22 protein-coding genes, 1 tRNA gene and 1 pseudogene are annotated in these 20,692 nt (G+C 62.6%); 8 read left to right on the top strand and 16 right to left on the bottom strand.

Annotation, left to right across the window (positions count from 1 at the left end; genetic code table 11):
* The first annotated feature begins 76 nt into the window (after positions 1-76).
* Positions 77-751, top strand: a complete 675-nt coding sequence (locus IF10I1_RS22310) for a class I SAM-dependent methyltransferase (RefSeq protein ID WP_186392178.1) — start codon at positions 77-79, stop codon at positions 749-751.
* Between the two features lie 132 nt (positions 752-883).
* Here IF10I1_RS22310 and dapD read toward each other — a convergent pair whose 3' ends face one another.
* On the bottom strand, positions 884-1,732 hold the full coding sequence (gene dapD, locus IF10I1_RS22305; RefSeq protein ID WP_186392177.1) for a 2,3,4,5-tetrahydropyridine-2,6-dicarboxylate N-succinyltransferase: 849 nt from the start codon (positions 1,730-1,732) through the stop codon (positions 884-886).
* A 175-nt stretch (positions 1,733-1,907) separates the two neighbouring features.
* Between dapD and IF10I1_RS22300 the strand changes: the two genes are divergently transcribed.
* Positions 1,908-2,813, top strand: coding sequence for a DMT family transporter (locus IF10I1_RS22300; RefSeq protein WP_186392176.1), 906 nt, complete (start codon positions 1,908-1,910; stop codon positions 2,811-2,813).
* A gap of 3 nt (positions 2,814-2,816) precedes the next feature.
* Here IF10I1_RS22300 and IF10I1_RS22295 read toward each other — a convergent pair whose 3' ends face one another.
* The 7 genes from IF10I1_RS22295 to rpmH form a co-directional block, all read right to left on the bottom strand.
* Positions 2,817-3,692 (bottom strand): LysR substrate-binding domain-containing protein, encoded by an 876-nt coding sequence (locus IF10I1_RS22295; RefSeq protein ID WP_186392175.1) that lies wholly within the window; start codon positions 3,690-3,692, stop codon positions 2,817-2,819.
* 92 nt (positions 3,693-3,784) lie between these two features.
* Positions 3,785-4,531, bottom strand: a complete 747-nt coding sequence (locus IF10I1_RS22290; protein ID WP_186392174.1) for a pyrimidine 5'-nucleotidase — start codon at positions 4,529-4,531, stop codon at positions 3,785-3,787.
* Entirely contained in the window at positions 4,528-5,415 is an 888-nt protein-coding gene (gene argB, locus IF10I1_RS22285) for an acetylglutamate kinase (protein ID WP_019963382.1), read from the bottom strand. The genes IF10I1_RS22290 and argB overlap by 4 nt, the downstream gene beginning before the upstream one ends.
* Positions 5,416-5,572: 157 nt before the next feature.
* Positions 5,573-6,214, bottom strand: a complete 642-nt coding sequence (gene yihA, locus IF10I1_RS22280; protein ID WP_058898013.1) for a ribosome biogenesis GTP-binding protein YihA/YsxC — start codon at positions 6,212-6,214, stop codon at positions 5,573-5,575.
* Between the two features lie 114 nt (positions 6,215-6,328).
* Positions 6,329-8,140, bottom strand: a complete 1,812-nt coding sequence (yidC, locus tag IF10I1_RS22275) for a membrane protein insertase YidC (RefSeq protein ID WP_186392173.1) — start codon at positions 8,138-8,140, stop codon at positions 6,329-6,331.
* A gap of 9 nt (positions 8,141-8,149) precedes the next feature.
* Positions 8,150-8,581, bottom strand: coding sequence for a ribonuclease P protein component (gene rnpA, locus IF10I1_RS22270; RefSeq protein WP_019963379.1), 432 nt, complete (start codon positions 8,579-8,581; stop codon positions 8,150-8,152).
* A gap of 65 nt (positions 8,582-8,646) precedes the next feature.
* Entirely contained in the window at positions 8,647-8,781 is a 135-nt protein-coding gene (rpmH, locus tag IF10I1_RS22265) for a 50S ribosomal protein L34 (RefSeq protein WP_026355454.1), read from the bottom strand.
* Positions 8,782-9,293: 512 nt separating this feature from the next.
* On the opposite strand from rpmH, the gene IF10I1_RS22260 reads away from it, so the two are divergent.
* The 4 genes from IF10I1_RS22260 to IF10I1_RS22895 all read left to right on the top strand — a co-directional run bounded on the left by IF10I1_RS22260 (position 9,294) and on the right by IF10I1_RS22895 (position 12,574).
* Positions 9,294-10,688 carry a HAMP domain-containing sensor histidine kinase gene (locus IF10I1_RS22260; RefSeq protein ID WP_208977314.1) on the top strand — a complete coding sequence of 465 codons (1,395 nt, stop codon included), beginning with the start codon at positions 9,294-9,296 and terminating at the stop codon, positions 10,686-10,688.
* A gap of 481 nt (positions 10,689-11,169) precedes the next feature.
* A tRNA-Arg gene (locus tag IF10I1_RS22255) sits at positions 11,170-11,246 on the top strand.
* 235 nt (positions 11,247-11,481) lie between these two features.
* Positions 11,482-11,913 (top strand): hypothetical protein, encoded by a 432-nt coding sequence (locus tag IF10I1_RS22900; RefSeq protein ID WP_208981062.1) that lies wholly within the window; start codon positions 11,482-11,484, stop codon positions 11,911-11,913.
* A complete protein-coding gene (locus IF10I1_RS22895) occupies positions 11,882-12,574 on the top strand; it encodes an acyl-CoA dehydrogenase (protein WP_208977312.1) in 693 nt (230 codons plus the stop codon). Before IF10I1_RS22900 ends, IF10I1_RS22895 begins: the two co-directional genes overlap by 32 nt.
* Positions 12,575-12,654: 80 nt before the next feature.
* On the opposite strand, the gene IF10I1_RS22245 is transcribed toward IF10I1_RS22895, so the two are convergent.
* Positions 12,655-13,260: a TetR/AcrR family transcriptional regulator gene (locus IF10I1_RS22245; RefSeq protein ID WP_082675857.1), complete on the bottom strand. Its 606-nt coding sequence runs from the start codon at positions 13,258-13,260 to the stop codon at positions 12,655-12,657.
* A gap of 166 nt (positions 13,261-13,426) precedes the next feature.
* On the opposite strand from IF10I1_RS22245, the gene IF10I1_RS22240 reads away from it, so the two are divergent.
* Together IF10I1_RS22240 and IF10I1_RS22235 are read left to right on the top strand one after the other, a co-directional pair.
* Positions 13,427-13,891: a nuclear transport factor 2 family protein gene (locus IF10I1_RS22240; RefSeq protein WP_058897994.1), complete on the top strand. Its 465-nt coding sequence runs from the start codon at positions 13,427-13,429 to the stop codon at positions 13,889-13,891.
* A gap of 2 nt (positions 13,892-13,893) precedes the next feature.
* Complete coding sequence (locus IF10I1_RS22235; protein WP_186392172.1) at positions 13,894-14,778, top strand: NAD(P)H-binding protein; 885 nt, start codon at positions 13,894-13,896, stop codon at positions 14,776-14,778.
* 596 nt (positions 14,779-15,374) lie between these two features.
* Here IF10I1_RS22235 and IF10I1_RS23190 read toward each other — a convergent pair.
* From IF10I1_RS23190 to IF10I1_RS22200, 7 genes and pseudogenes are all read right to left on the bottom strand, one after another.
* A pseudogene (locus IF10I1_RS23190) lies at positions 15,375-15,659 on the bottom strand (transposase); the annotation flags it as partial.
* A 268-nt stretch (positions 15,660-15,927) separates the two neighbouring features.
* On the bottom strand, positions 15,928-16,677 hold the full coding sequence (locus tag IF10I1_RS22225; protein ID WP_186392171.1) for an SDR family oxidoreductase: 750 nt from the start codon (positions 16,675-16,677) through the stop codon (positions 15,928-15,930).
* A gap of 117 nt (positions 16,678-16,794) precedes the next feature.
* Complete coding sequence (locus IF10I1_RS22220) at positions 16,795-17,691, bottom strand: AraC family transcriptional regulator (RefSeq protein WP_371341516.1); 897 nt, start codon at positions 17,689-17,691, stop codon at positions 16,795-16,797.
* A 50-nt stretch (positions 17,692-17,741) separates the two neighbouring features.
* Entirely contained in the window at positions 17,742-18,137 is a 396-nt protein-coding gene (locus IF10I1_RS23050; protein ID WP_244284657.1) for a magnesium transporter, read from the bottom strand.
* Between the two features lie 15 nt (positions 18,138-18,152).
* Complete coding sequence (locus tag IF10I1_RS22210) at positions 18,153-18,914, bottom strand: HpcH/HpaI aldolase/citrate lyase family protein (RefSeq protein ID WP_186392169.1); 762 nt, start codon at positions 18,912-18,914, stop codon at positions 18,153-18,155.
* 49 nt (positions 18,915-18,963) lie between these two features.
* Positions 18,964-19,746: a 2-oxo-hept-4-ene-1,7-dioate hydratase gene (gene hpaH, locus IF10I1_RS22205; protein WP_186392241.1), complete on the bottom strand. Its 783-nt coding sequence runs from the start codon at positions 19,744-19,746 to the stop codon at positions 18,964-18,966.
* A 7-nt stretch (positions 19,747-19,753) separates the two neighbouring features.
* Positions 19,754-20,647, bottom strand: coding sequence for a dioxygenase (locus IF10I1_RS22200; RefSeq protein ID WP_186392168.1), 894 nt, complete (start codon positions 20,645-20,647; stop codon positions 19,754-19,756).
* Between the last annotated feature and the right edge of the window lie 45 nt (positions 20,648-20,692).

Here is a 20,692-nt window from a genome sequence, read left to right as displayed (position 1 = left end):
ATAGTCCCGGTCATTGGGTCCCGGCACCGGCCGGGACTGCAGAGCCTTTGCTGTGCCCAGATCCGGGAGTTGTCCGTTGCTCGATGTATCGCCGGTTTCCACGCAGAACTCGTTCCGCAAGAAGCGTGTGCAGTCGCTTGCCCGCATCATTGATGATTATATCGCCGCGAAAGGCCACTGCCGGATCATCGATCTGGGAGGCACGCGCGGCTTCTGGGATGTGTGGAAGAGCGAGCTCGACTTCGCCAATCTCTCGGTCGATTGCGTCAACCTGTTTCCGGACAGCGATCCCAACACCACTGACATGCCCAACGTGCGCATGACGCAGGGCAATGCCTGTGACCTGGCCGGGGTGGCGGACGGGGCCTATGACCTCGCCTTTTCCAACTCGGTCATCGAGCATGTGGGCTCCTGGAGCAACAAGAAGGCCTTTGCGCGGGAGGCGGGCCGGGTGGCGCGCAGCTATGCGATCCAGACGCCCAGCTTCTCCTTCCCGATTGAGCCGCATGCCCGCAGCCTGTTCCTGCACTGGCTGCCGGACCCGCTGCGTTACCGCATTCATCTGGCCCGGACCACGGGCTTCTATCCGAAGGCCGCGAATCTCGACGAGGCCATGGCCTCGCTGGAAGACGCCCGCATGCTGGACCTGCGCCAGATGCGCTATCTCTTCCCCGATGCGGTGATGGAGAAGGAAAAGTTCTTCGGCCTCACCAAGTCCTTCACCGCCGTGCGGCATATGCCGCTGCGCTGAGAACGCCGGAAACAAGAAGCCCCCGCCAGAGCATTCTCCGGCGGGGGCTTTTTGTTTGCGTGTGCGGTCAAAGGCTTTCGATGCTGACGCATCACGCCTTCAAACGGCTCGAACGCCGCACGGGACCGGGTATCAGTCGCGCAGCAGCTCGTTGATGGCGGTCTTGGCTCGGGTCTGGGCGTCGACGCGCTTGACGATCACGGCGCAATAGAGGCTCGGGCCGGGGGTGCCGTCCGGCAGCGGCTTGCCGGGCATCGAGCCGGGCACCACGACGGAATAGGCCGGAACCTCACCGATGAAGACTTCGCCGGTGGCGCGGTCGATGATCTTGGTGGAAGCGCCGATGAAGACGCCCATGGACAGCACCGCGCCCTCACGCACGATCACGCCTTCCACGACTTCCGAGCGGGCGCCGATGAAGCAGTTGTCCTCGATGATCACGGGGCCTGCCTGCAGCGGCTCCAGCACGCCGCCGATACCGACGCCGCCGGACAGGTGCACATGCTTGCCGATCTGGGCGCAGGAGCCGACGGTGGCCCAGGTGTCCACCATCGTGCCTTCACCCACATGGGCGCCGAGGTTGACGAAGGACGGCATCAGCACCACGCCCTTGCCGATGAAGGCCGAGCGGCGGACGATGGCACCCGGAACAGCGCGGAAGCCGGCTTCCTCGAAGTCCACACCGCGCCAGCCGTCAAATTTGGACGGCACCTTGTCCCACCAGGTCGCATCACCGGGGCCGCCCTTGATGACGTCCATCGGGTTGAGGCGGAAGGAGAGCAGCACGGCCTTCTTGGCCCACTGGTTCACGATCCAGCCGCCGTCCTGCTTCTCGGCGACGCGCAGCTGCCCGCGATCCAGCAGGTTCAGGGCAGTGTCAACGGCCTGACGCACGTCACCCGTCGTGTGCGTGTCGATATTGGCGCGGTCTTCAAAGGCGGCGTCAATGGTGGCGGCAAGTTTCACGAGATCGGTCGACATGGAAATGATCGGCTCCGCAAAGGGGTCGGTTAGGGTTCGCCGGATAAAAGGCGGGTGCGGGGCTTGAGTCAATGGTTCATGCGGCTTGAGAAGCGCTCAACTGCGCAAAGGCCGCAAACAGGCGACATTGAGGACGGTTTCTCCCGCATCTTCTCAAGCCCGCAGGCCGCCTCTCATGGAACTCTGGATTCCCATCACTCTCTTTGCCGCCTTCTGCCAGAACCTGCGTTCGGCGCTGCAGAAGCACCTGAAGGGCCGCCTTGGCACCAGCGGGGCGACGCTGGTGCGATTCGCCTATGGCTTTCCCTTTGCCCTTGCCTATGTGCTGGTGCTGCATCTGGCCTTCGGCATGCCTTTTCCGGACATGAATGGCCGCTTCCTTCTGGCGGCGGCTCTCGGCGGCCTTGCCCAGATCATCGCGACCTTTCTGCTCGTCCACCTCTTCTCCTTCCGCAATTTCGCGGTCGGCACGGCCTATTCCAAGACGGAACCGGTGCAGGCGGCGATCTTCGGCGTGGTCATCCTTGGCGAGCACGTAACCGGACTGACGGCAACGGCCATCGGCATCGGCGTTGCGGGCGTGATCCTCATTTCCATGGCGCGGGTGCCGCTGACGGGCCGGGCGATTGTGGCTTCGCTCGCCGGGCGTCCGGCGCTGATCGGGCTGGCTTCGGCTGCCTTCTTCGGGGGCTCGGCGGCGCTCTACCGCATGGCTTCGCTCTCGCTGGAGGGGCCCGGCTATCTGATGCAGGCCGCCTACAGCCTTGCGGTTGTCACCCTGATGCAGACGGTGGCCATGGGGCTCTACATGGTCTGGCGCGAGCCGGACCAGCTGGCCGCCTCCATCCGCCACTGGCGGCAGGCGGTATGGGTGGGGCTTGCCGGCGTTGCAGGATCTGCGGGCTGGTTCACCGCCATGACGCTTCAGCAGGTTGCCTATGTGCGGGCATTGGCGCAGGTGGAACTGGTCTTCACCCTCATCGCCTCCTGGTTTTTCTTCAAGGAGCGCATCAATGGCCGCGAGATCACCGGCTGCGTGCTGATCGTCGCCGCCATTCTGGTGCTGCTGTCCGGTACCTGATCACTACCCGGCATCCGCCGCAGACGTGCCGATCAGCCAGTCGCGGAAGCCGGAGATGGGGCGGGAGAGCGGGCGGTTGGGGGAGCGGACGAACCAGTAGCCGCTGTCCAGCTGCAGCACCGGCCAGTCGGGCATGACGAGATGCCCGGCCGCCAGCTCCAGCATGACGAAGCGCCGGTCGATGACGATGGCACCCATGCCCGCGATGGCAGCCTGAATGGCAAGATCCCGGCTCTCCAGCACCATGCCGGAGCTGGCGTCGGGCAGCTTCAGCCCGGCATGGGCCAGCCAGCGGGACCAGTCGTCACGCCGGGAGGCGCTGTGCAGCAGCTTGAGGCCGGGCAGGGCGGCGTCCGGGCCAGCGTCTTCGCGCATCAGGCGCGGGGCCATGGCGACGGCCAGATGCTCGCGCCACAGCAGCGTTGCGTCGATGCCCGGCCAGTCACCCCGGCCAAGCCGGATGGCGCAGTCGTAATTCTCCCGGTCGAGGTCAACGACGCGGGTGGAAGCGGAAAGCAGCAGCTCCACATCGGGCTGCGCGGTCTGAAACTGCGGCAGGCGCGGGATCAGCCAGCGGGTGGCAAAGGTGGAGACGGTGCTGATGCGCAGCTCCGTCCGGCCCCGGCGGCGGAACCCGTCCACGGCAGATTCGATCCGCTCAAAGGCATCGCCCAGTCCGGCGGCCAGCCGCTTGCCCTCTTCGGTGAGAGACAGGCCGCGCCCGTCGCGCAGCACCAGCGTGGCACCCAGCTCGCTTTCCAGCTTGCGCAGGAGATGTGACAGGGCGGAAGGCGAAATACCAAGGTCATCCGCGGCCTGCGCGGCGCGGCCATTGCGGGCAAGAAGAGCAAAGGCATGCAGGGCGCGCAGGGAGACCATGGGTTCACACGATGGGTTCGGCAGGCCGGGGCGGCTCGCGGGATTATTGAGTTTACATCAATAAACCGGCGAAGCTCCCCCGGTCCAGTGCCTCACGCTTCAATTGCGCCCAGAACCCCTTCGAGGAAGCCGGCAAGATTGCCGGTGACGAAGTCAATGTGCGGAGCGTCGTGGCCTTCCATCTCCCACTCCTCGCGGAAGACTTCGCGCGTGACCTTCGGCACGATCAGGGCCGTGCGCATGCCGAGCTTGTGCGGCACCAGCAGATTGCGCGGCAGATCTTCGAACATGGCCGCTCTGGCGGGCGAGACGCCCGTCTTGGCGATGAAGGTCTGGTAGGTCTCAAGATTCGGCTTCGGCAGCAGGCCTGCGGCGACGATGTCGAAGATGTCCTCGAAATGATCGCTGATGCCGAGCGCGGCAGCGGTGCGCTCCGCATGGGGCCGGTCGCCATTGGTGAAGATGAACTTGCGGCCCGGCAGACGGCTGATGGCCGCGCCGAGAGCAGGGTCCGGCTTCACCGGCGAGTAGTCGATGTCATGCACATAGGCGAGGAAGTCATCCGGATCGATCTTGTGCTGCATCATCAGCCCGCGCAGCGTGGTGCCGTAGTCGCGGTAGAACTCCTTCTGCTTCGCCCGCGCGGCATCCCTGCCGATGTCCAGCAGCTTCGCGATGTAGTCGGAGATGCGGACGTCGATCTGCGAGAACAGATCGATTTCCGCCGGATAGAGCGTGTTGTCCAGATCAAAGACCCAGGCCTCCACACCGGTGAAAGCCCGAAGATCATGACGGTGGGCGCCCTGGCCCTCGTCCGGTGTGGGGATGGTGTCTGTCACTTGCTGATCAGGGTCCCGGCGCCCCGGTCGGTGAAGAGTTCCAGCAGGACGGCATGCTTCACCTTGCCATCAAGGATGACCACACCCTCGACGCCGCGGTCCAGCGCCTCGATGCAGGTTTCCACCTTCGGGATCATGCCGCCGGAAATGGTGCCGTCGGCGATCAGCTCACGCGCATGGGCGACGGTGAGGTTCTTGATCAGCTTGCCTTCCTTGTCGAGCACGCCCGGCACGTCGGTCAGGAACAGCAGGCGCGAGGCATGCAGCGCACCGGCGATGGCGCCAGCAAATGTATCGGCGTTGATGTTGTAGGTCTCGCCATCCGCGCCGGGGGCCACGGGGGCCACCACGGGGATCAGGTCTTCCTTCAGCATCAGGTCCAGCATCACCGGATTGACGTGTGCAGGCTCGCCGACGAAACCGAGATCGAGGATCTTCTCGATGTTGGAATCGGGGTCCTTTTCCGTGCGGGTCAGCTTGGTGGCGGTCACCAGATTGCCGTCCTTGCCGCACAGGCCGACCGCACGGCCGCCCTCGGCATTGATCAGCTGGACGATTTCCTTGTTGATCGAACCGGCCAGCACCATCTCGACGATCTCGACGGTTGCCTTGTCGGTGACACGCAGGCCGCCGCGGAACTCGCTGACGATGTTCAGGCGCTTCAGCATGTTGCCGATCTGCGGGCCGCCGCCATGGACGACAACCGGATGCACGCCGGACTGGCGCAGCAGGGTGATGTCGGCGGCAAAGGCCTTGCCCAGATCCGCATCGCCCATGGCATGGCCGCCGTACTTCACCACGACACGCCGCTTGTCATAGCGCTGCATGTAGGGCAGGGCCTGGGCGATGATATGGGCGTTGTTGCTGAAGTCCGGGGTGCTCATGTGCGGGAACACTCGCTGCTGCGGTGGCGGGAAAGGGCGCGGAGGCCCTTGATCAGAAGCAAGGGCTTGCAGCGTCTATAACCGGTTTGGCCGGGTATCTCAACGGATCGCGTGACCGGACACGAAAGCTTCAATCCAGTCCCGGCTCCGGCGCGCCTCAGGGCAGTGCGCAGATTTCCGCACGCAACAGGTCGATGCCCAGACCCTTCTCGGAGGAGGTGGGGATGAGCACCGGGTGTGCCGCCGGCCGCTTGCGCAGGATCTCGGCCGTTGCCGTCATCAGCGTGGCCAGCTGGCCGGGTTTGATCTTGTCGGCCTTGGTGAGAACCACCTGATAGACGACGGCCGCCTTGTCCAGCAGCTGCATGGTCTCAAGGTCATTCTCCTTGATGCCGTGGCGGCTGTCGATCAGGAGGAAGACGCGGCGCAGGTTCGGCCGTCCGCGCAGGTACGAGAACACCAGCTTCGTCCAGGCATCCACCATGTCCTTCGGTGCCTGGGCATAGCCATAGCCGGGCATGTCCACCACGGTGACGCTGGCGCCCTCGGCGCCGAAGAAGTTCAGCATCTGCGTGCGGCCGGGCGTGTTGGATGTGCGGGCAAGGCCCTTGCGGCCGGTCAGCGCGTTGATGAGGCTGGACTTGCCCACATTCGAGCGCCCGGCAAAGGCGATTTCCGTGCCGCGCGAGGCCGGAAGCTGGCGCATGTCGGCAACGCTGGTCTGGAAGGTCCAGGGGCGGTTGAACATCAGCCGGCCGGCTTCAAGCTGTTCGTCGGTATATTCGGGCAAGTCGGTCATGATGTGCTTTTAGCTGGCTGCGGCCGCGCCGTCGAGCGCAGGTTGAGCATGTGGCAAACAGAAGGGCCTGCCGTGTGGCAGGCCCTTCGGTCTTTGGTGCTGGAGAAGGCCGGATCAGCTCTTCTTTTCCGCCTCGGGCGCGCCCTTCTTGCGCTTGAACGTCTCCCTGAGGTTACCCCACAGTTCCACCTTCACGCCCTGGCGGCGCATGATGATGTACTGCTGGGTGATCGACAGGCTGTTGTTCCAGGCCCAGTAGATGACCAGACCTGCCGGGAAGGAGGCCAGCATGAAGGTGAAGAGCACCGGCATCCAGGTGAAGACGATCTGCTGGGCCGGATCGGTCGGCGCCGGGTTCATCTTCATCTGCAGGAACATGGTGATGCCCATGATGATCGGCCAGATGCCCAGCATGAGCAGGTGCGGCGGGGTCCAATCGATCAGGCCGAACAGGTTGAAGATCGTCGTCGGATCCGGCGCGGAAAGGTCCTGAATCCAGCCAAAGAACGGCGCATGGCGCATTTCGATGGTGACGAACAGCACCTTGTAAAGCGCGAAGAACACCGGGATCTGGATCAGAACCGGAAGGCAGCCCGCCAGCGGGTTGATCTTCTCGGTCTTGTACAGCTCCATCAGCGCCTGCTGCTGCTTGGCCTTGTCGTCCTTGTATTTCTCGCGGATGTCCATCATCTGCGGCTGCACGAGCTTCATCTTGCTCATGGAGACATAGGACTTGTTGGCCAGCGGGAAGAAGATCGCCTTGACCAGAACCGTCACCAGCAGGATGGCGATGCCGAAGTTGCCGACCAGATGGAACAGCCAGTCGATGACATAGAACATCGGCTTGGTCAGGAAGTAGAACCAGCCCCAGTCGATCAGCAGGTCGAAGCGGTCGATGCCGATGCTCTCCTCATAGGAGGCCAGCAGCTTGGTTTCCTTGGCACCTGCAAACAGATAGGTGCTTGCTTCCTGCGTGCTGCCGGCTGCAATGGAAACCGCGTCGCCCAGGTAATCGGCCTGGAAATTGTCGGTGGCCTTGTTGTAGCTGAAGCTCGGCTGGAAGCTGGTGCCCGGCTCCGGCGCAACCGTTGCAGCCCAGTACTTGTCGGTGAAGCCAACCCAGCCCCGGTTTGCCTTGGCCGGCATCGTCTTGCCGTCTTCGGCGAGGGTCTTGTACTTGATTTCCTGCAGACCCTCGTCACCGGTCACACCGATCAGGCCTTCATGCAGAATGTAGAAGCCTTCGGTGTGCGGCGTGCCGTTGCGGACAATCAGGCTGTAGGGATAGAGCGTCAGGTCAGCGCCCGTGTTGTTGGTCACCGACTGGGTGACCTTGAACATGTAGTTCTCGTCGATGGAGAAGGTGCGGCTGAACACGGCGCCTTCGCCATTGTCCCAGGTCAGGGTGACCGGCGTGCCGGGGGTCAGATTGCTTTCGCCCGCAACGGTCCACACCGTATCTGCACCCGGCAGCTTCACCTGTGCGCCCGGTTCAGCCACCCAGCCATTGTCGGCATAGAAGGCACCCTGCGTGCCCTTGGGCGAGAACAGGGTGATGAGCGGGCTGTCCTTGTCGACCGTCTCGCGGTAGTCCTTCAGGCGCAGGTCATCGACCCGGGCGCCGGTCAGGCTGATGGAGCCGCTCAGGCGCGGTGTTTCGATGGAAACGCGCGGAGCCGCCGCAATTGCCTGCTCGCGGCTGAGGGGGCCGGTGGCTTCACCTGCGGAGCCGGGGACGCCAGCCGTGCCGGATGCGGCGCCGGGCGTTGCGCCGGGCGCCGGAGTGCCGGCCTGCTGTGCCTCGGCCTGCTGCTGCGCGGCCTGCTGAGCCTGCTCCAGCTGCGGCCGGGCGACAAAATACTGCCACCCGAGAAGGACCACCAGCGACAGCGCGATGGCGATGAATGTGTTGCGGTTGTCAGCCATGAGCTGCGGTTACCCCTGTCTCTGTCCTGACCCCTGTGCGGGTTCCTTGCCTTGTGCCTGCCCGCCTGCCTTTGGCTTGCGGTTGTCACGGCGGCCCTGCCATGATCCGTTGCCCTTGCGCTCCAGAGCAGGCTTGAGCCCTGAGTTAAGCTCTCTGACCAGATCTGCAAAGGGCTGATTCAGCGCGGCGCGGCGTCCGATGATCACAAAATCCGCACCGGATGGTACGGTCTCGTCCTCAAGTTGCGCAACAGCCGCGCGCAGCCGTCTCTTGATCCGGTTCCGCTCGACCGCGTTGCCGGTCTTTTTGGTCACCGTGTAGCCGACGCGGGCGGGGCCTTCATCCGCGCGTTTCAGGCCCTGTAACGCAAAAGCGCGCCGGTCTGTCCGTCCACCTTTGGCGACGGCCAGAAACTCGGAGCGCTTTTTAAGAGTTTTCATGTGCTGCGGCGTTCTGAAATCCAGAGCCTCGAAAGGGTGGTCCAAAGCGCCGCTGCAGGGCGCTATCAGGCGCTCAGGCTCTTGCGGCCCTTTGCCCGGCGGCGGGACAGGACCAGACGGCCATTCTTGGTCGCCATGCGTGCGCGGAAGCCATGACGGCGCTTGCGGACGAGGCGGCTGGGTTGATACGTACGCTTCATTTTTCTATTCCGCGCCGTCGCGCGGCCCTTTTATTTGAAACTTGAGGCTGGATGCATCCTGCCGCCACAAGGCAAGCCTGCTCCATGAGACAGGCCGGATGCCGGTCCGAGTCGAGCGCGCTTATACGAGGGCTCTGGCGGTGAGTCAACGCAGAACCGCCTTTTCCCGCGCCATTGCATGGCTTTGCCCTGCCTGCAGGCCGCAGGAGGCAGGATTTGCACAGCTGGCTCAGGTTCCGCCGGGTCCGTGCTACCCTGCACCTGTCCGCAGGCCGGGGGAATCGCCACTGCGCAACGGCTTGCTGGCGGGGTGGCTGACATGACGCCTGCGCCGGGTTATAAAGCAGAAGCAGGTGCTTGGGGCGGATGAGGGGCGCTGGAGCAGAGTGATGAAGCACGAACAGCCGCCCACGGCGTCCGGAGGGGCCACTCCGCCCCCCGGTGAAGGGCTGCCTGCCGTTCCGCCTGCTCCTGTTCCCGCAGGGGGGGCTGTGCGGCGCCGCTCTGCCGGCTTGTCCGGCAAACTTCTGCTTCTGACAGTGCTTTTCGTCATGCTGTCGGAAGTCTTCGTCTATGTGCCGTCAGTCGCCAATTTCCGCAGCACATGGCTGAAGGACAAGCTCACCACCGCCGGTGTGGCCGCCGCCGTCCTGTCCGAGACCAACACCATCGCCCCGCGCCTGCAGGAAGAGCTGATGCGGGTGACGGGGGCCGTCGCCATCTCTCTCACCCACAAGGGCCGCCGCAGCCTGATCGCCATGAGCGGCCTGCCGGAGGAGATCCGCTATGTCATCGACATGGAGGAAGAGACGCCCTGGAGTGCCATCCGCGACAGTGTCGAGGTGCTGTTTTCCGATGGCTCCGGCCTGATGCGCGTCAGCCAGCCGCTGCCGATGGGCTCCAGCGCCGGGGATGACGTGCAGAAGGTGGATATCGTGCTTCCGGTCGCCATGCTGCGCAAGGACATGCTGGCCTTCTCGGGCCGCATTCTCGGGCTGACGCTGATCATCTCGGTGATCACGGCCAGCCTCGTCTATCTGGCGCTGCGCTGGATGTTCGTGCGCCCGCTGCAGCGCCTGTCGGCGTCCATGGCCCGCTTTGCCGAAGATCCCGAGGATACGGCGCGCATCATTGTGCCGGGCGGACGTGACGACGAGATCGGCGATGCGGAAAAGCGGCTGGCTGACATGCAGCGGGGCCTTTCCCGCGCCCTGCACCAGAAGCAGAGGCTCGCCGACCTTGGCCTTGCCGTGTCCAAGATCAACCATGACCTGCGCAACCTTCTGGCCTCGGCGCAGCTGTTCATGGAGCGTATCGAGCATGTGCCCGATCCGACCGTGAAGCGGCTGGTGCCGAAGATCCTGGCGACGCTCGACCGTGCGGTCGGCTACACCCAGGCCGTGATGGCCTATGGCAAGGCGCGGGAAGAGCCGCCGCGCCGCCGCCTGATCCGCCTCGAGCGGGTGGTGAGCGACGTGGCCGAACTGCTGGCGCTTGCCGAGCATCCGGGCATCGAATTCGAGAGCCGCGTGGCCGAAGGCTTCGAGCTGGAGGCAGATCCGGAGCAGCTGTTCCGGGTGCTGGTGAACCTGTGCCGCAATGCCGTGCAGGCGATGGAAGCCGGTGCGGACGCCGCCCATGTCTGCCGTCTGACCATTGAAGCGGCGCTGATTGAAGGCGAATGCCTCATCCGCGTCCGGGATACCGGGCCCGGCATTCCCCCTGCCGTGCGTGCCGGCCTGTTCCGGGCCTTCCAGAGCGGGGCAAAGAACGGCGGCACCGGCCTTGGCCTTGCCATCGCCCTTGAAATCGTCCGCGCCCACGGCGGCCGCCTCGTGCTGGAAGACACCGGGCCCGGCACCACCTTCTGCATCCAGCTGCCCCAGCGCGCCGCGCCGGAGGCGTGAGCGGCTGCCGGTGAGCCTGACAGACCGGGAGCTTCTCAAGCCCGTGCGGCGCAGAGTCTTTTCAGCGCGTAATGCGTCGGCATCAAAAGCCTTGGTATGAGAGGCGGCGTGCAGTGGAACGGTGTTTTCGCCGTCCTTATTATCCGGCAGAGCCTTGGCTGGCGGGCACAGGGGCTCCTCCCGCCCACAGTTCAAGTCAGTTCTGAAGGCGTTTGATGCGGCGTGGGGGCGGGGCCCTTTGCCGGATATGTTATCCACCGCCGTGCACAGGCTTTCTGCAAAGTTTTCGCCGCAGGAGTCTGCGGTTTTTCAGCGCCGGATAAAAAAACTCGAAAACGCCCCTTGCAATCCGTCCGGGAGGCCGGTAGATACCCCCTCGTTCGCAGCCGCCGCGGCAACGCGGTGAACGAACAGCTGTTTGGTTTCCTTGCAGGTATATCCGCAAGTCCAGCAACCAGACACTGCCTCACACAGGCACTGCGCGCCCGTAGCTCAGCTGGATAGAGCACCAGACTACGAATCTGGGGGTCAGAGGTTCGAATCCTTTCGGGCGCGCCATTCAATTTCAAAGGCTTAGTTGATATCCGCATACTAATTTCGAAGTTAGTATGCGAAATCGAACTGGAGTCGTTCATCAATGGGAAGGTACGCCTCGATCGCGGCAGGGACCGGCCATCAGCCTTCCCAAGGCTGGTGTCGAGGGTTCGAATCCCTTCACTCGCTCCAAAATTCTCAAAGAAAATCATTAAGTTAGTAAACGCCCTTAGGGGCGTTTTCTGCGACGCAGCATGGCATGGTCCGCCGAGCCGTCGACATGAACGCGTTGGCGGCCCTAAACCACAAGATGGGCCAACGCGGTACGACGAATTGCCTGCTGAACTTCGCCGAGACGGGCGATTGCATCGGCTATCTCATCGGCGAGCCGCATCGCGGCATCGAGCATATGTTCCACATGATGAACGAGGTACGCACCGCTGTTGGACACGCCTCCACGATGGCTGCGCTCGGCGCCTATCTATATTCGGCGGGATATGCTCAAACCCGCACGCAGGGACGTGGCTTCGTCCGGAGGGACCCCTCGAGTCCGCAGGTCCCGCTCGTGGAACATGCTGACGTCAGGCGGATGCTGATGGCGCAGAAGGCCGCGGTGGAAGACGCCCAGTCTCTCTGTGTCTCTCTACTGCGCCACCCTGGTGGACGAACTTGCGGTCCAGGAAGAGTCTGACGAGAAGCGCTGGCTCGGGGAATTGCTTGGGCTGCTGACGCCCGTCGTAAAATCCTGGCCGTCGGAGCACTGCCTGGAAGGCAACAAATGGGCCATCCAGATTTTCAGAGGCTGCGGCTACACCCGGGACTATCCAGTCGAGCGCCTCTATCGCGACAACAGGCTCAACCACATCCACGAAGGGACTTACGGCATCCAGGGTCTTGATCTGGTGGAAAGGAAGATCGGGCGAGACGGTGGCGCTACGCTTTTTCGCTTCGTCGATTTGGTGCGTTCGACAGTTGAGCGCGTTTCTGGCGTGGGGGATCTCGATGAGGACTGCTCGCGTCTTTCTCAAATCCTCGACTTGCTTACCGAGACGACGACGGTGCTGCTCAACTCCGCCGGCGTCGCCCGGCGAACGGCAAATGCGACAATCTTTCTCGACGCATTCGGCCACATCGTCATTGCGTGGATGTGGCTGCGCCAGGCCGAGGTGGCGGCCTGTACCTTGGCGAACGAAGACCATACCTCTCAAGATCGAACCTTCTATGAGGGCAAGCTCGCTGCGTACCGCTATTTCAGCCGATATGAGCTACCCCTGGCGAAAGCCAAGCTGGAACTATGTGCGTCCCTCAATGACACTTGTCTTTCTGCCCCGCCATCCATATTCGCATGCTAAAATGCTCCGGATGCTTCGTTTGGCTGCTCAACACATTCCGCTGACCGCGATCAACCGTCATGGTCAGCTGGAAATCAACCCTAGCAGGCCTTCAGCGCACCAACGATCGCCCTTGCGAACTTCGCCGCAAAGTCCGTTTCGACCGTATCCTTGGTGATCATCAGGCGCCAGTAGAGCGGCCCCGCCATCAAATCGAGCGCGAGCGAGCGGTCGACCGTACTGTGAATCTCCATGCGGGCGATTGCGCGGTCGATAATGTGCAGTGCCTGAAAACGCTTCGGCTCCTGGAAATGTACCCTAATATGGTCGCTCAGCGCGGAATTGCGCGCCAGCTCGCCATAAAGATCAGGCAGAATCGCTCGCGCCAGCGGCCGTTTCAGCATCGCCAAGGTGCGCAGTGCATACTCCTCGAGTTCACTCTCCAAAGAGCCCAGATCCTCGATCGTGATGATCGGGATTCCGAAATGGAGCAGGAGGTCGGCCATCAGTTCCGCCTTGTTGCCCCAGCGGCGATAGAGCGCCGGTTTGCCCACCTTGGCGCGCCGCGCAACGGCGCCTAGCGTAAGATTGGCATAGCCATGGCGGGCCAGTTCGATCAGTGCCGAGCGCATCAGTGCGTTTGTCAAGTTCTCCTGCAGGAGGGCGGCACCGGCCGGTCGTCGAGTGGAAGTGGGTTTGTGTTTCATCACGCACTCATATGACAAATTGCATTTGCATTCCACCGATAGAACAGCTAGTGACGTCGCATCATATCGTAACGACGTTCCGGCACGTCATGTTCCTATTCGGAATCAGTCTCGTCGTCGAAGGTCTCCCTTGAAATTTCTGCCGAGCAAATCAGGAGGTACCGGCATGAGCACCATTGAGATTGGCAGGCGCAACGATTTGTCTCTGCTTGTGAAGCGCTACACCGAGGCTATTGTCGCCAAAGACATCGCAGCCTGGGTCGACCTGTGGGCGGCCGAGGGTGTGTTCGAGCACCCTTATGCCCCGCCCGGTTACAAGAAAAGCATCGTAGGAAAGAAGGCCATCGCCGAATATATGAGCAGTTTTCCAGAGCGGTTTGACGTTAAGGGGATCACTATTATTGGCCTGGTCCAAAACGATGTCGGCACCGAGGGATTTGCTGAACTCAAGTTGGAAGCTACTTCTCTCTCTACTAACCGCCCCTACAACCAGCACTATGTGGGGTTCATGCGAATCAATGATGCCGGAGAAATCCTGCTCTACCGAGATTTTTGGAATCCGCTCGTGGCTATCGAAACCTTCGGCAATGCGCAGTCCTTCATCGCGGCATTCAATGCAGGGGAGAACTGAGCATGGTCGGCGCTACCAACGTACTCGTCACGGGCGGCACCGGCAAAACCGGCCGCCACGTTGTCGAAGGCTTGCGGCGTCGCGGCGTGGCGCATACGATCGCGTCTCGCAAGCCGCCGAAGATCCCCAATGGAGTCCGCTTCGACTGGATGGACCAGGGTAGCTTCGAGACCGCTTTGGCGGGCATTGACGCTGTATACTTGGTCGCTCCGGCAGGCGTTCCAGATCCACTGCCATCGATGTCCTCCTTCATTTCGCTAGCCATAGAGAGCGGCGTCAGACGCTTTGTGCTCTTGAGTTCCTCCGCCATCCCAATCGACGGGCCGGTGCTCGGCGGCGTGCACCGATTTCTAGCCGACAATGCACCTGAATGGGCGGTGATACGGCCGTCTTGGTTCTTCGAGAATTTTACGCTAGGCCATCATGGCGACACGATCAGGGTCCGGGACAGCATATATTCAGCCACTGGTGACGCCGGCATCGCCTTTGTCGGGGCAGAGGATATCGGCGAGGCGGGCGCCGTCTGTCTGTGCGCCGGGCGGCCGCTGAACGGCGACGCCATCCTGACCGGCCCGACCGTCCATACATATGACGAGATGGCGGAAATCATCTCAAAGCACGCGGGACGGCCCATTCGACACCTTCGGCTCGATCCAGTAGAACTTGCCCAAAAGTTTATCGAGTTCGGCTTGGACGATGGCTATTCCGAAATACTGGCCCAACTAGATAACTTCCTTGCTGGAGGGAGTGAGGCGCGAACCACTGACGCCGTTGCAACGCTCACGGGCCGACCTGCCCGTTCTTTTGAGAATTTCGCGCAGGCCAACAAGGCTTATTGGAGCCGGCAGAACCACGGATGCGGTAACATCTCCGGATGGGCGCGATAGGCGCGCTATGCAGTTTTCCAAGCAAACCCGCGTCCCCAGTCTTCCCGTCAGTTCGCTGCTCGCGAGGCTTCGGTCAGGTCAGCTACTATTCGTCTGCTCGGGATTGCACACCAATGAGACTGACCAGCATTGCTTCCATTCGGCGAGGTCACTGCCGCCTCCAGTATTCTCCTTGAAATCGCTTCCTGTTGGAGGCGCAAGTGATCGCTCAGCAGCTTGTTGCGGGTGATGTCTCCCGCATTCACGCCTGGGATCGAGTGGTTCATCAACAGGTGAACGGCCAGTTCCGGAATGCCTGCTGCCTGGGCCACGGTGCGGTAGGTCTGACGCAGATCGTTGCCCCACTTGGGCAAATCGTGACGCTTTTCCTTGCGCTCGGTGATATGGCCGCTTTCGCTCTCTGCCGGGAACAACCATTCGCGTGATTGCGCGGGGTGCATCACCCTTCCTATGCGAAGTCCGCGTATCAGGCAGAGGACCATTGCCCGCGAGAGGGGAATATCGAATGCCTTCGCTTCACCTCCCTTCGGCTTGGGCACGTGAAGGATCCGGGTTCGGAAGTCGACGTGCTCGACACGTGCTCTCTTGATTGCATCGGGTCGGTGTCCTGAGAGCAGCAGGAAGAGGTGGAACTCGCGTCGGATCGGGTTCTTCAGCGCCTTCATCTTCTCGGCCATCTCGGCCGGAATGCCCGCGCGCCGGCCACTGTCGACCTCGGCCTTCTTCACCCAGTCGTTCAGCGTCTGGGGCGTGCAGCCGATCTTCGCCGCGATCGACATTACCGCCTGCCAGCGCGACAGATGTTGGGCCTCGTTGTCGAGGACCAGCCGCACGGCCCGCGCGCGCACCTCAGAGGAAAACTTGTTCGTGGTTTTGCTCATGATGCTCCATCCTACTCAAGAGTTGGAGCCTCCAGCAAACCCGGCGCGGTTCGGCGCGCCATTTTCTCACCGATTGCACGATATCATGCGAAAGTAATTGCCTATCGTGTGCCGGGGCCGATCTTCATATCCATACTTGCTTGCTCAGAACATAAAAACGGCGGCATCCGGCGGGAAAAAGTTCGCACGCCCCGGATGTTGAGAACTATCGAAAAACAAGTGGCACCGGCCGGTGGGCCGATGCCGGATTGTGATTGGGCCTTCGGCCTCACCCTTGCCGGGCTTCGTAGAGCGCAACCGCGTCGGCACCGGCCGGAAACTGTTGGCGGCCTGATGTGTCGTAGACGGCATTCCAGACTGCCCGGGCCACATCCTCTTCCTTGGTCGTCATGGCGGGATAGGCGTAAGCCTCGAAGATGGGTGTTGCAAAACCGGCATAGGCTGGCGGGATCAGATCCTCGATCCGCACATCCGTATTCTGTGCAAAGCGCGTCGTCGGGGCATAACCTGGTTCCACCAGCTTCGCCCGGACATTGAAGCAGCCAAGCTCATGCGCGAGCGATCCGGTGAAGCCCTCGATGGCCTGCTTGCTGGCGGTGTAGGCCGCAGCAAGTGGCATGGCGGCCAGCGTCACGCTCGATGTCACGTTGACGATCACACCGGAGCGGCGTTCGCGCATCTGCGGAATGACCGCCTGGCACATCGCCATCACACCGAACGTGTTGGTAGCGAAGACCTTGCGGACATGTGCCATGGGCGTCGCCTCGAATGCGCCGACCACACCGATGTCGGCATTGTTGACCAACACGTCGATAGGGCCGGCGGCGGCGATGGTTTCCGCGATGCTTTCATCGCTTGTCACATCGAGCGGCAGGAGACGCAACAGCGGCGAAGCAGGAAAAAGGCTGGCGTCAGGGCGGCGCATCGTGGCGATGACAGTCCACCCCTTGTCGAGGAAGTGGCGCGCCGTTTCCAGGCCGTAACCCGAGGATGTACCGGTAATCAGGATCGTTTGCATGGGAACCTCCATTCGTTTCGGATGGTTCCTTGATAACTTTAGTCCGAGAGACGATAAATAATCCAAAGTCCATAAATATTGCTCAATCGTCCATATTGAAGCTGCATGCTTTTGGCTTCAGGCGTCATTGCTACTGCCGTTGATCCTGGCGAATTGCCCCGGCGGACAGCCGAGCCGCTTGCGAAAGGCAGTGCTGAAAGCGCTGACAGATTCATAGCCGATCTCATCGGCAATCCGGTCGAGCGTCTTTGCGCCGCGCAGCAGTGCGTCTTTCGCAAGAGCCATCCGCCAGCGGGCCAGATATTCGATCGGCCCGCAGCCAAGAACGGCGCCAAAGCGCGCAGCAAAGGTTGAACGCGACTGCCCGGCAATGCGGGCAAGACTTGCTACCGTCCAGCCGGCACGCACATCAGCATGCATGACAGCAAGCACGCGCGCCAGCACAGGATCGCGCATGCCATGAAGCAGACCGGTCCGGTTCTCATCCATCGCCGTACCGTGCGAGCGAAGCGCCTCGATGAGAAGAACCTCGAGCATGCGCTGGAGGATCATGTCCTTGCCCGGCTCTTCGCTGCGGCATTCCTCCGCAATGAGATCGATCAGCAGGCCGAGCCGTGCCGATCGGCCTTCGGACGGCGGCACATGGATCATGCGCGGCAGCAGGGCGAGCAGCAGCGGCGCATTCGCAGTCTCGATGCGAAAGGTTCCACCCAGCGCCCTGAAATCCGCTTCGCCTTCCTGTTCGCCGTGGCGGACGGGGGCATCCATCGGGTCACGCAGCGCTCCCTCCATGCCGGGTTGGCTGCTCAGCGTGAAGGCTGGCGTGGTGGGCAGTAGCAAAAAGGCTCCCGTTTCCAGCTTCATTGGGGGCTCATCCTCGAACGTGACCCAACATTCGCCGTTCAGGACGATCGTGAACCCGGGGGCATCATGAGCGGCGTAACGCACGGCCCAAGCACCCCGGCCTGAGATGGGCTTGGAGATGGCCGTGTTCGGCCGAAGCAAGGCTATCACATCGCTGAGCGGGTCCACTTGGACGGTCCGTAGTTTATTCTGGAAGAGAATTATGGATCGTCCAGGAGGTCGAGTCCAGTGCCTGATGGAACGTCCGATCTGACCCTGCGATAGGCGGACATGCTCGTCTCGTAAGGGAAGAAGATTTTACCGCCTTGCCCATTTTCAGCGCCCGTGCTCCGGCCTGTCCCAAAGAGCCAGGTGTCCGGAACGCGCGCGCTGTCCGCAGCCGTTGTCTTGCAGGCCCATGACCCAACCAGCATATGCCCGAGGAGGGCATAGACGAGGCCGAAGTAGATGAGGACGCCGAGCAGATCCATGATCGAGGTAATCATCGGCGGGCTCAGCGTGGCCGGATCCGTGCCGATGCGGCGTGCGGCAAACGGCAGGAGCGCGCCGATCAACCCACCCAGCACGGTGCAGGCGGCCATGCGCCAGGCGGACACGTTCCAGCGCCGGAATCAGGACCAGCCGGCGCGGCGTGCGAGGGCGGCGAGGCGCAGCAGGCCGCTGTCGGTGTCAACCGCGATGAACAGGGCGCCTGCGGCCCTGGCCTCGCGCAGAAAATCCTGATCGAGTGACAGAATGCCCGCCGGCACGCCAAGGCCGCGCAGCACGCCGATTCCGTCAAGAATGGCCTGTCTGACCTCGGGGTGCGAGGGCTGGCCGGGATGGCCGAAACTGGCCGCAAGATCGGCTGGACCGAAGAACACGCCGTCGACGCCCGGCACCTGTACGATCTCTTTGAGCTGCGACAGCGCCTCGCGGGTTTCGACCTGGACCAGCAGGCAGATTTCCTCATTGGCGCGTGTGGCATAGTTGGCAACGGCGCCGTAGCGGGTGGCGCGGGTAATGCCGGAGACGCCCCGCACGCCCTTGGGCGGATAGGTCACTGCCGCCACCGCCTGCCGGGCTTCTTCCGCAGACTGGATATAGGGGATCAGCAGGGTCTGCGCCCCGGCATCGAGAAGCTTCTTGATCTCGACCGGATTGTTCCAGCCGGGCCGCACGACCGCGCTGACCGGGTAGGGAGCCACCGTGCGCAGAAAGCTGATCACTTCGTTCGGGCCCGCCGTGGAATGTTCCGTGTCGAACATCATCCAGTCATAGCCGCAACCGGCCAGAAGCTCGGCCACCGCCGGATCAGACAGCGAAATCCAGAGGCCGGTCTGGATCTGTCCGGCGCGCAGCGCGGCCTTGAAAGCGTTGGCAGGCAAATTCATGACCATCTCCCGGCGGGTTGAAGTGAGCGTGGGGACACAGGCAGGCCGGTCACTCGAACCGGACGCCCAGTGAGCCCAGATGCCCGAAGTCGGCGAAGATCACGTCGCCGGAGGAAATATCGACGGGGCGGGTAAAGGATCCTCCCAGCACGATATCGCCCTTCTTCAAGCCGCCGCCGAGCGGCGCCAGCTTGTTGACCAGCCACGCCAGACCGGCGGCCGGGTGCCCCATGACCCCGGCCGAGACGCCTGTCTCTTCGATCACGCCATTCTGTGACAGGGTGGCGCCGATCCAGCGCAGATCGGTGTCGAACGGGCGAATGGTGCGCCCGCCCAGAACGATCGCGCCGAAAGCGGCATTGTCGGCGATGGTGTCGACGATCTGGCGCGGCACTTCGGTGCGGTAGTCGATGATCTCCAGGGCAGGCTGAACGAATTCCGTTGCCCGGAGCACGTCATGCACCTGGCACCCGGCCCCACGCAGATCCTCGCCCATGATGAAGGCGAGTTCGACTTCGAGCCGTGGTTTAATGAACGTGCCGGCCTTGATCCGCGCGCCGTCATAGAACAGCGCGTCGTCCAGAATCACGCCGTAGTCCGGTTCGGTCATCCTTGAGGCCTGCTGCATGGCGCGGCTGGTGAGACCGATCTTGCGGCCGGCAATCTTCGCCCCGCCTGCAATGCGCGCCTCCGCCCAGCGGCGCTGGACGTCATAGGCGTCCTCAAGGGTCATGCCGGGCCATGTCTTGGATGGCTGCGGACAGACCTGGCGGGTCCGTTCTGCCTGCAGGATCGCGTCGGCGGCATCCTGGCGCTGCTGTTCAGTCAACATCATCGGCTCACTTGATTGGGGGGATGGGGAGTTTCGAGACGCCCGGCTCGAGCGTCAGCGTGTGTTCGAGCGTGTACCATTCGCCCACCTCGCCATCCTCGGGATGCGGGCCGGTGTGCTTCTCGAGCTTGCCAATCAGCGCGGCCGTCACCCCGAACTGGACATCCGAGGTCAGATAGCTGGTTTCATCGACATAGGTCTGGTTGATCAACGTCTTGAACCCTTCCTTGTGGGCCAGGACATGCACATGCGCCGGGCGGTATGGATGGCGGTTCTGTGCCGCCAGCAGCATGCCGACCGTCGTTCCGGTCGGGATCGGATAGCCGATGGGCTTGACCGACCGGAACCGCACGGTTCCGTCCGCTCCGGTGATGAACTTGCCGCGCAGATTGAAGTCGGCCTGGCTTTCGTCCTGGTTCTCGTAAAGGCCCACGGGCGAGGCATGCCATATGTCCACCTCCAGCCCTTCGACAGGAGCGCCGTTCTGGTCCAGGAAGGTGAACGTGCCGTAGAGCCGTGGGCCGGGGGTTTCGGACCGGAGGATCGAGCCGCCATTCTCCGTAACAGGATGGTTCATACGCCAGAACGGGCCCAACAGGGACTGGGTGGTTTCCGTTGTGCCATTGTCCCCGTTGTTGAGCAGGCAGACCAGGGACGACACGCCAAGCGACCCGGCCATGAGCACGAATTCATTGTGCTTGTCGTTGCTCTGCTGACCCATCGTGTTGAGGATCCGGGTCGCCTGCTGAAACTCGGTTTCGGTCAGGCGGACGTCGCGGATAAAGCCGTGCAGATGCTTGATCAGGCTCACCATGATCTCGCGCAGGCGCGGATCGCTGGTCTGATCCATGACCTTCAGGACGGCGGGCGTCACGTCCTGCTGATTGTGGATGATGGTCATCCGGAGCCCTCCTTCTCGATGGCTGTGCGGTTTCGCGGGTCAGAG

The sequence above is a fragment of the Pannonibacter sp. I15F10I1 genome, assembly GCF_900185665.1.
In the GTDB taxonomy this organism is placed as follows: domain Bacteria; phylum Pseudomonadota; class Alphaproteobacteria; order Rhizobiales; family Stappiaceae; genus Pannonibacter; species Pannonibacter indicus.
Note: the sequence above shows the minus strand (reverse complement) of the source record. Positions and strands in the feature narration are given on the sequence as shown.